Source organism: Enterococcus sp. AN402, assembly GCF_040719405.1.
In the GTDB taxonomy this organism is placed as follows: Bacteria; Bacillota; Bacilli; order Lactobacillales; family Enterococcaceae; genus Enterococcus; species Enterococcus faecalis.
On sequence record NZ_JBFDTM010000004.1, the window covers coordinates 2,023,523 to 2,037,014 of the forward strand.

General features: G+C 36.9%; 13 protein-coding genes and 1 riboswitch. Of the genes, 1 reads left to right on the forward strand and 12 read right to left on the reverse strand.

Annotation, left to right across the window (positions count from 1 at the left end; all coding sequences use genetic code 11):
- Positions 1–9: 9 nt before the first annotated feature.
- The 8 genes from AB1I62_RS11205 to AB1I62_RS11240 form a co-directional block, all read right to left on the reverse strand.
- The gene (locus AB1I62_RS11205) at positions 10–1,218 is read right to left on the reverse strand and encodes an FtsW/RodA/SpoVE family cell cycle protein (RefSeq protein ID WP_002356686.1); all 1,209 of its coding nucleotides are present in this window, start codon (positions 1,216–1,218) and stop codon (positions 10–12) included.
- Between the two features lie 3 nt (positions 1,219–1,221).
- On the reverse strand, positions 1,222–1,527 hold the full coding sequence (locus AB1I62_RS11210) for a YlaN family protein (protein WP_002356684.1): 306 nt from the start codon (positions 1,525–1,527) through the stop codon (positions 1,222–1,224).
- A gap of 226 nt (positions 1,528–1,753) precedes the next feature.
- A complete protein-coding gene (gene recQ / locus AB1I62_RS11215) occupies positions 1,754–3,523 on the reverse strand; it encodes a DNA helicase RecQ (protein ID WP_109538011.1) in 1,770 nt (589 codons plus the stop codon).
- A gap of 317 nt (positions 3,524–3,840) precedes the next feature.
- Complete coding sequence (gene typA / locus AB1I62_RS11220; RefSeq protein WP_002356682.1) at positions 3,841–5,676, reverse strand: translational GTPase TypA; 1,836 nt, start codon at positions 5,674–5,676, stop codon at positions 3,841–3,843.
- A 220-nt stretch (positions 5,677–5,896) separates the two neighbouring features.
- Complete coding sequence (locus AB1I62_RS11225) at positions 5,897–6,679, reverse strand: inositol monophosphatase family protein (RefSeq protein WP_010712689.1); 783 nt, start codon at positions 6,677–6,679, stop codon at positions 5,897–5,899.
- A complete protein-coding gene (locus AB1I62_RS11230) occupies positions 6,680–6,958 on the reverse strand; it encodes a UPF0223 family protein (RefSeq protein ID WP_002356679.1) in 279 nt (92 codons plus the stop codon).
- A gap of 49 nt (positions 6,959–7,007) precedes the next feature.
- Positions 7,008–8,273 carry a voltage-gated chloride channel family protein gene (locus tag AB1I62_RS11235; protein WP_109538012.1) on the reverse strand — a complete coding sequence of 422 codons (1,266 nt, stop codon included), beginning with the start codon at positions 8,271–8,273 and terminating at the stop codon, positions 7,008–7,010.
- Between the two features lie 76 nt (positions 8,274–8,349).
- Positions 8,350–8,419: riboswitch (Fluoride riboswitch) on the reverse strand.
- A 64-nt stretch (positions 8,420–8,483) separates the two neighbouring features.
- Positions 8,484–8,807, reverse strand: coding sequence for a hypothetical protein (locus tag AB1I62_RS11240; protein WP_161971835.1), 324 nt, complete (start codon positions 8,805–8,807; stop codon positions 8,484–8,486).
- Between the two features lie 93 nt (positions 8,808–8,900).
- Between AB1I62_RS11240 and AB1I62_RS11245 the strand changes: the two genes are divergently transcribed.
- A complete protein-coding gene (locus AB1I62_RS11245; protein WP_002362641.1) occupies positions 8,901–9,233 on the forward strand; it encodes a helix-turn-helix transcriptional regulator in 333 nt (110 codons plus the stop codon).
- 81 nt (positions 9,234–9,314) lie between these two features.
- Here the strand turns inward: AB1I62_RS11245 and AB1I62_RS11250 are convergent, their stop codons facing one another.
- The 4 genes from AB1I62_RS11250 to rimI all read right to left on the reverse strand — a co-directional run bounded on the left by AB1I62_RS11250 (position 9,315) and on the right by rimI (position 13,487).
- On the reverse strand, positions 9,315–9,815 hold the full coding sequence (locus tag AB1I62_RS11250; RefSeq protein WP_002356666.1) for an HD domain-containing protein: 501 nt from the start codon (positions 9,813–9,815) through the stop codon (positions 9,315–9,317).
- 155 nt (positions 9,816–9,970) lie between these two features.
- Positions 9,971–11,662, reverse strand: coding sequence for an arginine--tRNA ligase (argS, locus tag AB1I62_RS11255; RefSeq protein WP_002359703.1), 1,692 nt, complete (start codon positions 11,660–11,662; stop codon positions 9,971–9,973).
- A 317-nt stretch (positions 11,663–11,979) separates the two neighbouring features.
- Positions 11,980–13,026: a tRNA (adenosine(37)-N6)-threonylcarbamoyltransferase complex transferase subunit TsaD gene (tsaD, locus tag AB1I62_RS11260; protein WP_002388334.1), complete on the reverse strand. Its 1,047-nt coding sequence runs from the start codon at positions 13,024–13,026 to the stop codon at positions 11,980–11,982.
- Complete coding sequence (gene rimI / locus AB1I62_RS11265; RefSeq protein WP_002359702.1) at positions 13,023–13,487, reverse strand: ribosomal protein S18-alanine N-acetyltransferase; 465 nt, start codon at positions 13,485–13,487, stop codon at positions 13,023–13,025. The genes tsaD and rimI overlap by 4 nt, the downstream gene beginning before the upstream one ends.
- Positions 13,488–13,492 lie beyond the last annotated feature (5 nt).

Here is a 13,492-nt window from a genome sequence, read left to right on the forward strand (position 1 = left end):
CCTTCAAATTTATTGGTTCTGTTCTAAAGATAAATAGTACTCATTCTCTAATTTCTGACGTGTTTCATCTGCACTGATATTCAGGACAAAGGCCACAGCAATCGAAATAATCAGCAAACTATTCCCACCTTGACTCAAGAACGGGAAAGTAATTCCTGTTAATGGAATAATCCCAGTAATCCCACCAACATTAATAAAGACTTGAATTAATAACATTGTACCAATTCCAATACACATTAGTGAATTAAAAGGTTTCTTCGAGCGTACACCGACTAAAATAATTCGCGCAATCATAAACATCAACAATCCTAAAATCGCTAGACCGCCGATAATGCCTAACTCTTCTAAAGTAATCGCAAAGATAAAGTCCGTATGTGCTTCTGGTAAAAAGCCTTTTTTCTGAACACTATTCCCTAGACCTTTGCCAAACCAGCCGCCATTACTGATTGCATAATAAGAATTAGCTAACTGATGGCCTAAGTTCCGTTCATCTAAAAATGGATTTTTAAAAACAGCAAAACGATTATAAATATATTGATAACGTGCTGGGAAAATTTTTCCTTTCGACATAATTAATAACTGAATAGCCGTGATACTACCTAAAATGCCCAAGCCACCGACCAAGTAGGTATACATATAATTAATCCCACTTGCTAAAACCATCACGATGGTAATTAATGTTAGAATGGCCGCATTCCCGAAGTCAGGCTGGATTGCAACTAGAGCAATTAATACAAAAACGAGCATCAACGGGCGCCCGGCAGCTTGTTTAAATTGATCCATGCCTCCATTAATTGTCTTTTGTCGCCGTGCTAAAATATAAGACAAATACCAGACAACCATGATTTTTAAATACTCAGCTGGTTGCATCGAAAATCCACCAATCTCAATCCAACCACGTGCGCCGTTAATTTCTTTCCCGATACCAGGAATCCGAACGGCTAAAACCATAACCGTAATTACTGCAATGGCAAACATGATAAAACTTCGATTCTGAAAAACGGATGTTTTCATCTTATAAATAAAAAACATTGCAACTAACCCTACTACCCAAAAGGCAACCTGGTTAATAACGAATGACGTAGGTGAAAAACCTTTCATTACTTGTAATGCGGATGTGGAACTATATACCATAATCAATCCCACGATACTTAAAATTAAATATGGAATAAAAATACTATAGTCTAGCAAATGCCGTTTCTTTACTTTGTTTGGCAAAGCTTAACCCTCCTTGCCAATCTCGTTTTTTTCTTGTGTTTCTTCATAAACATCTGTATATAATTGATTCAATTCGCGTTCTAAATCACTTAGTAAGCGATGTCCTTCATCATTAGTTAAAATCCCCAAACGGGTCGCATAGGTCACTTGTCTTGAAAAACCATACATTTGTGTATCCACCACTTCTTCAAATGCTTTACATTGAGAAATGCACAAACTGTTTTTTTGATTACGAATAAGCATTTTAATGCGTTCTGCATCGTCTTCTAATAATTGAATGGCAAATTTCTTTGAAATTCCTTCGTCCATTTGTACAGAACCTCCCTATCTTAATTAAATAATTATAACATAATTCTCAGTTAGATACATGATGATTTCAGAAAATTTCCTTTAAGAAATTTTCTAAAACCAAGCGATATATTAAGTAAGAAATCTCTTTATATAACAAGCTTATTTTATCAATACAACAACAAATACATTAAAAGACTTTTTTCTTATTTTCTGCTTTTAATTTTAAATAAAATAACAAACTATATCATTTTTTTGTCTCTTGATATTCTTTAATTACTTCTAAAAAGGCGGTGCCATATTTATCTAATTTATTTTGGCCGACCCCTTTTATTTGCAATAATTGAATCGTTGTTTGCGGTAATTTTTCACACATTTCTTTAAGTGTACTATCGGAAAAGACTACATATGGCGGCACGCCTGCCTCTTGAGCCATGTCCATACGTAATTCGCGTAATCGTTCAAACAAGGCATCATCCACTGCTACTTTTCGAACTTTTTGGTCTTCTTTTCGGAAGACTTTCCGTTCCCCTAAAAGCACCTGAACACCTTCTGTCGAGACTGATAACAACGGAAATTGCCCATCAGAAGGAATTAAATAACGTTCTGCTGTCAAATAATCAATCAGCTGTGTGACTTCTTTTTGCGTGCGACCTTTCATTAGTCCGTATGTTGGCAAACGATCAAAATGCCATTGATCAATTTTTTGATCTTTTGAGCCAGTCAAGACTTTACCAACTAAGCCCTTACCGAAACGTTCTCCCATACGTTTTACACAAGACAAGACTTTTTGGGCATCGACCGTAATATCGACTAATTCTCGATTATCCAGACAATTCGAGCAGCGACCGCAGTCCGTCCCTTCTTCACCAAAATAGCGTAAAATATATTTTTGTAAACACATTTGTGCATTCGCATATTGTGACATTTCCCGTAATTTCAAGTACTCTTTCTGCTTATAATCAATGGTCATTTCAGATTGTTCAATAAAGTATTGTTGAATTTGCAAGTCTTGTGGAGTAAACATTAACACAGCATCACTAGGCAGACCATCACGACCAGCTCGGCCGGCTTCTTGGTAATAAGATTCAATATTCCCTGGTACTTGTGCGTGAATGACAAAACGAACATTACTCTTATTAATCCCCATACCAAAGGCATTTGTTGCTACCATCACTTGCACTTGATCATACAAGAACGCTTCTTGATTTTCACTACGTAGCTGTTCACTCATGCCCCCATGATACATCCCAGCTGCAATTTTTTTACTTTCTAATAAATGATAAATTCGTTCAACTTCCTTCCGCGTGCTTGCATAGATAATACCTGATTGCCCAGTATTCATCTTTAAATATTCCAAAAGAAAAACGTCTCTGTTTTGATCCTTCACGACTTGAAAAGATAAATTTTCTCGAGCGAATCCTGTTTTGATTTCATTTTCTGATGGAATTCTTAATTGCTTGACAATATCCTCCGCTACTTGTGGCGTTGCTGTAGCTGTTAGTGCAATCACAGTTGGTTGCTGTTGAAATTGATCTATAATCTCTGCTAAACGCAAATAGCTTGGACGAAAATCATGCCCCCATTGTGAAATACAGTGTGCCTCATCTACTGCCAATAAATCAATCGGTACATGTGTCAGCATCTGTTGAAAATCATAAGATTCTAATCGCTCTGGCGCAACATACAATAGCTTGACTTCTTTGTTAACCGCTAATTGAATACGATGATTCATTTCTTGATAGGAAATGGTACTATTGATATATGTAGCTGGAATCCCCATTAAATTCAGGGCATCTACTTGATCTTTCATTAAAGAAATTAATGGTGAAATCACCAATGTTAAATTATCCAGAAGTAAGGCTGGCAACTGATAACAAATCGATTTGCCTCCACCTGTTGGCATAATGCCTAAGACATTTTCTTGTCGCAATACATGACGAATAATCGTTTCTTGTCCTGGCCGAAAATCATCATAGCCAAATGTATCTTTTAATAATTCTTGTAATGCACTCATTTATTGCGCTCCAATCTTTGTTCTACAAGTCATTTTAACACGCTAATCTAACAGGAACAAGGTGTGTTAAAACAAGACACAATCGTGAAACACCAGTTAACGTGAAACATCAAAAAGAATGAAAAATTGTGAAAGCTTGCTATCAAAAGCTTTCAAAAATAACGACATTTGCTTGTTGTGGATAACGAGTAGTTATCCACACATAAAAAATATCCTTATCTTAAAAATACGCATTAATCCGTTTTTTTCATAAAAAAAACCAACTATTTTCGTAGTAAAACGAGCATAGTTGGTTTAAATGTTTATTTGTCGAAAAATTATTCAGCTTTTTTCTTTTTCTTGCTTGCTTTTTCGCGTTCATTTTTGTTAAGAATTTGTTTTCTTAAACGGATGCTTTCTGGTGTTACTTCACAGTATTCATCTTCATTCAAGAATTCTAATGATTCTTCTAACGTTAATTTTTTCGGTTTTTTGATGACTGATGTTTGGTCTTTCGTTGCCGAACGAACGTTAGTCATTTGTTTAGCTTTTGTGATGTTCACAGTTAAATCGTTGTCGCGGTTGTTTTCCCCAACAATCATTCCTTCGTAAACTTCTGTCGTTGGTTCAACGAAAACTGTACCACGTTCTTCAATACTCATGATTGAGTAAGTCGTTGCTTTACCAGTATCGATTGAAACTAGCGCACCTTGATGACGGCCGCCAATCGTTCCTTGAATCATTGGTAAGTATTGATCGAAGGTGTGGTTCATAATACCATAACCACGAGTCATTGATAAGAATTCTGTTGAATAACCAATTAAGCCACGAGCTGGTGCTAAGAAGATTAAACGCATTTGTCCGTTACCGGCATTAATCATATCTTGCATTTCGCCTTTACGTAAACTTAGTGATTCAATCACGCTACCCATGTATTCTTCAGGTGTGTCAATTTGAACACGTTCAAATGGTTCACATTTAACCCCGTCAATTTCACGCTCAATAACTTCTGGACGAGAAACTTGTAATTCATAGCCTTCACGACGCATGTTTTCAATTAAAATTGATAAATGCAATTCGCCACGGCCTGATACAGTCCAAGAATCTGGGCCAATTGGATCAACACGTAAAGATACGTCTGTTTGTAATTCAGCCATTAAACGTTCTTCGATTTTACGAGCGGTGATGTATTTTCCTTCACGTCCCGCAAATGGAGAATTGTTAACTAAGAAAGTCATTTGTAAGGTTGGCTCATCAATGTGTAGAATTGGTAATGCTTCTTGATTGTGAACATCTACAACTGTTTCCCCAACGAAAATGTCTTCCATTCCAGAAACGGCAATTAAATCGCCCGCTTTTGCTTCATCAATTTCCACACGTTGTAGGCCAAAGAAACCTAAAATTTTCGTTACACGGAAATTTTTCACGCTGCCATCTAATTTCATCAACGCAACTTGGTCGCCGACTTTCATTGTGCCACGGAACACACGGCCAATCCCAATACGTCCAACGTAATCGTTGTAGTCTAGTAATGAGACTTGGAATTGAAGTGGTTCGTCTGAATTATCAACTGGAGCTGGCACATGTTCAATAATTTTATCAAAAATTGGGGCCATTGTTGGCTCTTGATCTGCTGGATCATCTGATTCACTTGAAGTTCCGTTTAAAGCAGAAGCATAAACAACTGGGAAATCTAATTGATCGTCGTCTGCGCCTAATTCGATGAATAACTCTAAAACTTCATCTACTACGTGTTCAGGACGAGCAGAAGGTTTGTCAATTTTGTTAACAACCACGATTGGTGTTACTTTTTGTTCTAATGCTTTTTTCAATACGAAACGTGTTTGAGGCATTGTTCCTTCATACGCATCGACAACTAAAACAACACCGTCTACCATTTTCATGATACGTTCTACTTCACCACCGAAGTCCGCGTGTCCTGGTGTATCTAGAATGTTGATACGTGTACCGTTATAATCTACGGCTGTATTTTTTGCTAAGATAGTAATTCCACGTTCACTTTCAAGTGCATTGGAATCCATTGCACGTTCTTGTAATTGTGTGTGTCCATCTAAAGTGTCAGATTGTTTTAAAAGTTCATCTACTAAGGTTGTTTTACCATGGTCAACGTGGGCGATAATTGCCACGTTACGAATATCATCTCTGTATTTCAATTTAATTGCTCCTTATCTATATACGCTTATGTTACTTAAGTCCATAAAAGCCGACTGCTTATTATAGCAAACTTTTTTCATTAAAAAAAGGCTTTCGCCTGCAAAAATAATGAAAGTTTTAGAAATTATTCGGCTTTTTCTGAAAACAAGGACATTTTTTTACAAATTTTTCTCTTTTAAAAGAGGAAGAGCCTTACCTTTCAGCAACGCTCTTCTTTGATTATTCCGATTCATTTAAATACTGGGTAAATACTTCATCATAGGTTTCAGGAGTTGCTGCAATAAAGTATTCACGACCCGCAAAAGTTAATGGTTTTCCTGTAATACCAGAGTATTTAAATCCAAATTCTTCCAAAAGTACTAAGCCTGCTGCATAATCCCAAGGACTTAGATTAGATAAATAGCCATGATGGTTGCCTTTTAACATAGCAATAATTTCCAAACCTGCACAACCGCTAATACGCACGCCCATGCTTGCTTGTCCGATTTCCGTTGCGTGATGAATATTTTTTCCATGCATGTAAGCATTCATGCCCCATAATCCATCTGCCAAGGCTTTCATAGTAGGTGCTTTTAATAATTGATTATTCCGATAAACGCCAAGCCCTTTGCCACCCCAATAAAGTTCTTCTCGCATCACATCATAGATAAAACCTAATTTACCAATGCCGTCTTCATAAACAGCTAACATAATACAAAAATTTTCTCTTTCCATCACAAAATTCATTGTGCCATCAATCGGATCGATGATCCACACGCGACCAGCAAAACTTTTTAAAGTATTGTAGCCTTTTTCTTCCCCTAAAATTTGATCTTCGGGAAAATTTGTTTGAATTTTATTCATTAAAAATTCTTGGGTTTGTTCATCCATATTTGTCACTAAATCAGTGCGGCCATTTTTCTGTTGAACGGTTAACTCTGATTCCAAGTTCATTCTAATCACATCGGCTGCTTCAAAAAGCCAACTTTGAATTGTTTGAACAAATTTTTGCGTTTCAGTCATCTAATCATCCCCCAGCTTTAATTTACCGCTTCCCTGTTTTTTAGCTTGTTGAAGCGTACGATATAACGAATATCCTGAAGCATTTTCAAATTCACGACCTAAGCGTTTTTCTTCGCCGATACTTTTAACGACCGTTTTAAATTGTTGATAAGTTGTTAAAAATTTGTCAACAGGCAAGCCTGTTTCGTTGGCTTGCTCAACTGCTGTCCACATATTAGTGACAATCACCATTTCCTCCGTCGTCCAATCTAAATCTAATGGATATTGATAGTCTTTCATGTCTTCACCTCATCTTCTCTAGTTTAGCATATTTTCATAAAAAAACATCTTATTTACGTCGATTTTTTAATGCATTAAAGAGAGGATATTCTGCTGTTCCTTTGCGATACAAACTTTGTTGTGAAGCATAAATACCGCTATTTCCAGAACACATAAAACTGATTAAGCAAACCATGAAAAAATAGACCGCCGCTTCACTACCAAATAGTTCAATGCCCATAATGAAGCAAGCAATCGGCGTATTCGTGGCGCCAGAAAAAACACCAATAAATCCTAAACCTGCTAAAAAAGGAATTGACAGATGTAACAAAGGGGCCAAAGAACTACCTAACGTAGCCCCAATTTCAAACAATGGCGTTACTTCCCCTCCTTGGAACCCAGCACCCAGGGATAACACCGTAAAGAATAATTTCCCAACAAAATCAAAAGGCTGCGCATTGCCTGCAAAAGCATCTTCTAGTAAAGGTAAACTCAAGCCTAAATAACGCTGGTTGTTTAAGACGACCACAAACAGAACGACAATGGACGCCCCAAGAAACGCACGAAGGTAGACATTAGCAAACCAATTTGCGTAGGTCTTTTTTAAAAAGACAATGGAACGACTAAAAACCCAACCTGCCAAGCCAAAACAAATCGATGCCAAAAATAATTTTACGAATAGATCAACCGACCAAGTCGGAATTTTGCCCATCGGATAATACGTATGTGTTACACCAAAACTTTCAGTTACAAAATTAGCAAATAAGCCTGCAAAAAAACTTGGGAAAAGTGCCTCTGCACGAACTTTTCCAATCGCCAAAACTTCTAATCCGAAAACCGTTCCCGCTAATGGTGTGCCAAAAACAGAACTAAAACCTGCACTAATTCCGCTAATAATAATTACTTGTCGTTCCAAAGCGGACAGTTTAAAGACTTTTCCTACAGCATTTGCGATTGCGCCCCCCATTTGCACCGCCGTCCCTTCACGACCAACAGAACCACCAAATAAGTGCGTAGTGATCGTGCCAAACAACGTTAAAGGAATTAAGCGCAAGGGAATATCTTCTTCCCCGCCATTGCCTTGTTCAATCACTAAGTTATTTCCTCGGCTAGCATTTTTCCCAAAACGCGTATAGAAATACGTAAAAACGACACCGCTAATGGGGAGGATAAAGAGTAACCAAGGATTTGCTAAGCGAACATCTGTTACATAGGTGAGACTCTTTAAGAAAAAGGCGGATAACGCCCCCATAAATAAACCAATAATTGCGGTAATGAGCAACCATTTTGCCATATACCCGCCAATTGATAGTAGTTGCTTTGTTTCTTTTTTCACTTTACATGCTCCTTTACAATTTTCTTATCGCCAATCCTAGCGTACAGAAAAAGCCTACCAAAGGGTACACTTCTCCCGTTTGGTAGGCGTCATTAATTTATTCGTCCAATAAATAGTTCGTGGTGAACACCATCACCATGTTGCTATTAAACTATTAAAAATAATACCACGCAACTCTGGAAAGTGCAATAGAAGAATAACTCATTACTTTTAACAATCTTCACGTGTCTTTTTAGACACTAACTCATTAAAAAAAATAACCATGATTTCTTCGCTTTCCAGATCTAACAACTTAGAAATCAATTTAATATCTGAAGCTTTAAATACAACCTCTCCTTTTAATTTCTTATAAATTGTTGAAGCTGAGATTGGTTGACCTGCAGCGGTCATTTCACTTGCTAACCATTCAACATTTTTCCCTTTTAATTTCAATTTTGAATGAATTAAATTTGATTCCATTTTACTCCCCCTTTTCACCCCTTTTAGTGTCTTATTAGACACTGGAAGTATATCATTTTGTGAAAAAACCGTCAATATATGCCTATTCAATAGTTATTTATCACTCTATGTATAGAGTAAAACATGTTTCTTTTGCGACACTTTTTGTGCTAGAATGTTTTTACGGAGGTGGTTTTTTTGAAAGAAAATTTTTTGAAGCAAAAAAGGATGGAGAAAAATCTTACATTAGAACAAGTTGGAAATTTTGTTGGTGTTGGAAAAAGTACCGTCAGGAAATGGGAAACTGGAATGATTGAAAATATGGGGAGGGATAAAATTGTCGCCTTATCTAAAATTTTAGATGTATCACCTCTTGAAATCTTAGGTATTCCTGAAACGGAAGAAACGTCATTTGTTGTCCCAACCAATATTATGAACATTTACAAACAGTTAACAACTGAAAATCAAGAAGCAGTCTTTCGATACGCTCAAAAGAAATTAACAGAACAAAATTACTTTTAATATTTATTTTAAATAGATGAATGCTAGACTTTTTAGTCAACGTCAAACAAAAAAAGCTTATCCGTAAGGATAAGCTTTTTATTAGATTGACTGTTGGCCAAAATACTGACGCCATTTGGTTTTCATGGCTGTCGTCATCGGCAACGCTGCTTCTTTTACAGCACAATATTTGTCAACAAAGGTTACAATGTAACTTTCTTTGTATTTTGGTGGTGCAATAGTTGCGCCCCACATATGTTTAATAATAATGTCTCGTTCTAAATCAGACAACTCTGTAATTTTTTCAGCATTTTTGGCTGCAATTCGTGGATGAACATAGGCATGAGAGCCTTCGTCAAACTTTGTTGTGCGCCAATCATAGTAAAACAAATCATGTAATAAACCAGCACGAGCTGTTGCACGAGCATTGCCGTTCCAACGCTTTGCTAATTTATAGCTATGATAGGAAACACTAATTGAATGTTCTAAACGAGTTGAATGCATATGTTGTGTGTATTCTGCTAATTTTTGGACTTCTTCGGTTGCTAATAAATCTTCTACATAAGAAAGATATTCTTCGTCTTCACGCCATTTTTCTGTCATATAATTGGGTGCCACCTTTTCTAATCCTTTTATAACTTGACTCGAGTATAGCACCCCAGCTATTTAATTACTATGAATTTCTCAATCTGTAACTTAACTTTAATATTTGCTTAATAAGTTTAGCGTTCAACGCAGTAAAATTTTCACAAAAACTTCTACATTTCTTCTGGTGCATGTAACCCTAGTAAACGTAAATCTTCTTTTAAAACAGTAGCAACTGCATAAACTAACGCTAAGCGTGCCTCTTTTTGAGCATCTTCATCCAAAATCCGAACATGGGCATAATATTTATTGAACGCTTGTGCTAAATGAATGCTATGTTTCGCAATAACAGATGGTTCATATTTTTCAGCAGCTTGCATCACAGTTTCAGGGAATTTTTGTAACAACTTCACGACTTCCCAGCTATCCTTGTCATTTAGTGCATAACGTTGTGTAGCGTCTGGTGTAAAGTTTGCTTTACGTAAAATACTCATCGCACGAGCATGTGTATATTGAACATATGGCCCAGTTTCGCCTTCAAAACGAACAACTTCATCTAATACAAAATCGAAATTATTTAGACGATCATTTTTAAGGTCATGGAAAATAACTGCACCTACACCTACTTGTTTCGCCACTTCTTCACGATTTGCTAAGTCTGGGTTTTTCTCGTTAATTTGATTTCCTGCTAAAGTAACAGCTTCATTCAATACTTCTTCTAATAAAACGATTTTCCCTTTACGTGTGGATAATTTTTTACCGCCTTGAGTAATTAAACCAAACGGAATGTGTTCCATATCATCTGACCATTCAAATCCTAGTTCTTTCAAGACTGCTTTTAATTGTTTGAAGTGATTGCTTTGTTCGTTGCCGACTACATAAAGTGATTTGGCAAAATCATACGTCCGTTTACGGTAAAGCGCAGCAGCTAAATCCCGTGTGATATATAACGTCGCACCATCTGATTTACGAATAAGTGCTGGATTTAAATTATATTCTGTCAAATCAACAATTTCTGCACCTTGATTTTCTGTTAATAAATGTTTTTCTTCTAATAAAGTAACAATTTCATCCATTTTATCATTATAAAAGGCTTCGCCATTATAAGAATCAAATTCAACTTCTAACATGGAATAGATTTTATCAAATTCTTTTAGAGACTCGCTACGGAACCATTTCCATAATTCATTAGCTTCTTGGTCTCCTTCTTCTAATTTTTTAAACCATGCACGTGCTTCGTCTTCTAATTCTGGTTTTTCTTCTGCTTCTTCATGAAATTGCACATATAAGCGCAATAATTCATTAATTGGTTGTTGGCGGACTGCTTCTTCAGAACCCCATTTTTTATAAGCTACAATTAACTTACCAAACTGTGTACCCCAGTCACCTAAGTGGTTAATCCGAATTGGCTGATACCCAATTTTTTCTAAAATAAAGGCAATTGAATTCCCGATTACCGTAGAACGTAAGTGCCCCATAGAAATTGGTTTAGCAATGTTTGGTGAAGACATATCAATAGGAACATTGCCATTATTGCCAAAGGTACTGTTTCCGTAGTTGTTTTTTTCTTTGACTACTGCGCCAATAACAGCTTGACTGACTGCTTCTTTATTCATGAAGAAGTTTAAATAAGGTCCCACCACTTCAATTTTTTCAAAATTTGTGCCATCAATTTTTTCTGCTAATTCTGCTGCAATCTGTTGTGGTGCTTTACGATAAATTTTAGCTAATGAAAAGGCTGGAAAAGCCACATCTCCATGATCAACAGATTTAGGATTTTCCAATAATTGTTCGATTTGATCCATCGTTAATTCTTCATTTAAAACATCATGTAACGCTTTTGCTACGATTTCTTTGTTGTTCATAAGAACCCTCCTGATTAATTTGTAAGTATAAAAAACAAAAACGTCTCTGACAAAACAAAATAATTTGTTTTGTCAGAGACGAGAATTTACCCGCGGTACCACTCTAATTGTCTATACTACTTGGATAGACCTGCTTCATCGATAACGGTGATTGCCGTCTGCTTTCAGCAGAATTCTAAAAGTGCGCTTCCTCATTCCGATCACTCTTGGCTCCCACCTTCCCAAGATCGCTAAGCTGACGTTGAAATAAGTACTCTCTTTATCATCGAATGTCATTGTTAAACTGGCTTCATTATAGCAAATTTTTGTCTAGCTGGCTAGCCTTCTTCACTAATTGTCATAAAACTAACGCCAGGTTCTGCATTTAAGTTATACGAAGCAAAATGATTCTTTTCAGCTTCGATAAAGGCGGCAGCGCCAATCATCGCCGCGTTATCCCCGCAAAGTTTTAATGGCGGAATAAGTAATGTCACTTCTGGTAATTGTTCACTGATTGCATGTCTCATTGCTTCTCGTAATCCTTGATTCGCAGCAACGCCCCCAGCGATTAGCAATTGCTTAACAGGATATTCTTGACAAGCACGAATGGTTTTAGTCACTAATACTTCTACCACACTAGCCTGAAAACTTGCGGCTAAATCCTTTGTAGACAGTGCTTCACCACGTTGCTCTGCATTATGAACCGTGTTAATAAACGCACTTTTTAAGCCACTAAAACTAAAGTCATAGTTATCCTCTTTTAGCATCGCCCGTGGAAACTGATAGGTATCTGTGCCTTCATGGGCCAAAGCATCAATCTCTTTGCCACTAGGATAAGGCAACCCTAACACCCGTCCGACTTTATCATACGCTTCACCAGCTGCATCATCACGTGTTTCACCAACAATTTCGAAAGAGCCATCTTCTTTCATGTAGACCAATTCCGTATGTCCTCCACTAACGAGTAAGGCCATCAATGGAAATTCGAGCGGTGCCACAAAACGGGCAGCATAAATGTGTCCAGCCATATGATTGACTGGAATAAGTGGTAATTGGTGCGCCCAAGCAAATGCTTTTGCTGCAGAAAGTCCTATTAATAAAGCACCGACTAACCCAGGCCCATAGGTCACAGCGACGCCACTAAGCTCTTCTGGTGTGACTTTTGCTTCTGTTAATGCTTCTTCAATACAGATCGTCACTTGTTCAACATGATGACGGCTCGCAACTTCCGGAACGACTCCACCAAAACGTTGATGGCTCTTAATTTGCGAAGCTACGATATTGGAAAGAATTTTGTCGCCATCTTCAATGACAGCCACACTTGTTTCATCACAGCTACTTTCCACAGCTAATAATAATTTACGTTCTTTTGTAAAAATTGTCATTGGGCTTCCTTCCTTAATTTCGCACACATTACAAAGGCATTTTCTTGAGGTTCTTTATAATAATTTTTTCGAACAGCTACTTTCCGAAAACCTGTTTTCTCATAAAGTTTTTGAGCTAGTGTATTCGATTCTCTGACCTCTAAGAAAATTTGTGTAATGTCACGACTTTTAACATATTCTTTAAAAGCTTTCATTAATTGACAACCAATTCCTTGGTGTTGTTTCTGACCATTCACAACAACGTGACTAATTTCTGCTTCATCTAAAATAAAATGATAGGCAATATAGCCTAACCACTGGCCATTTTCAACTAAAAAAAGATATTCGCTATTTTCCTGAGCAAAATCTTCCGCGAATTGTGTTTCTGTCCAAGGGGAGCCAGTTGTATAAGAAGAATTACTAAAACGCCATAATTCTTCACCAATATTTGCTACAGATATTTCTTTTTTTGTTACTAACATTTTTT

Excerpts from the sequence above, each read along its gene's own strand:
- AB1I62_RS11250 (WP_002356666.1), bottom strand. The coding sequence starts at position 9,815 with ATGACAGAAAAATGGCGTGAAGACGAAGAATATCTTTCTTATGTAGAA.
- recQ (WP_109538011.1), bottom strand. The coding sequence starts at position 3,523 with ATGAGTGCATTACAAGAATTATTAAAAGATACATTTGGCTATGATGAT.
- argS (WP_002359703.1), bottom strand. The coding sequence starts at position 11,662 with ATGAACAACAAAGAAATCGTAGCAAAAGCGTTACATGATGTTTTAAAT.
- rimI (WP_002359702.1), bottom strand. The coding sequence starts at position 13,487 with ATGTTAGTAACAAAAAAAGAAATATCTGTAGCAAATATTGGTGAAGAA.
- tsaD (WP_002388334.1), bottom strand. The coding sequence starts at position 13,026 with ATGACAATTTTTACAAAAGAACGTAAATTATTATTAGCTGTGGAAAGT.
- AB1I62_RS11230 (WP_002356679.1), bottom strand. The coding sequence starts at position 6,958 with ATGAAAGACTATCAATATCCATTAGATTTAGATTGGACGACGGAGGAA.
- AB1I62_RS11225 (WP_010712689.1), bottom strand. The coding sequence starts at position 6,679 with ATGACTGAAACGCAAAAATTTGTTCAAACAATTCAAAGTTGGCTTTTT.
- AB1I62_RS11210 (WP_002356684.1), bottom strand. The coding sequence starts at position 1,527 with ATGGACGAAGGAATTTCAAAGAAATTTGCCATTCAATTATTAGAAGAC.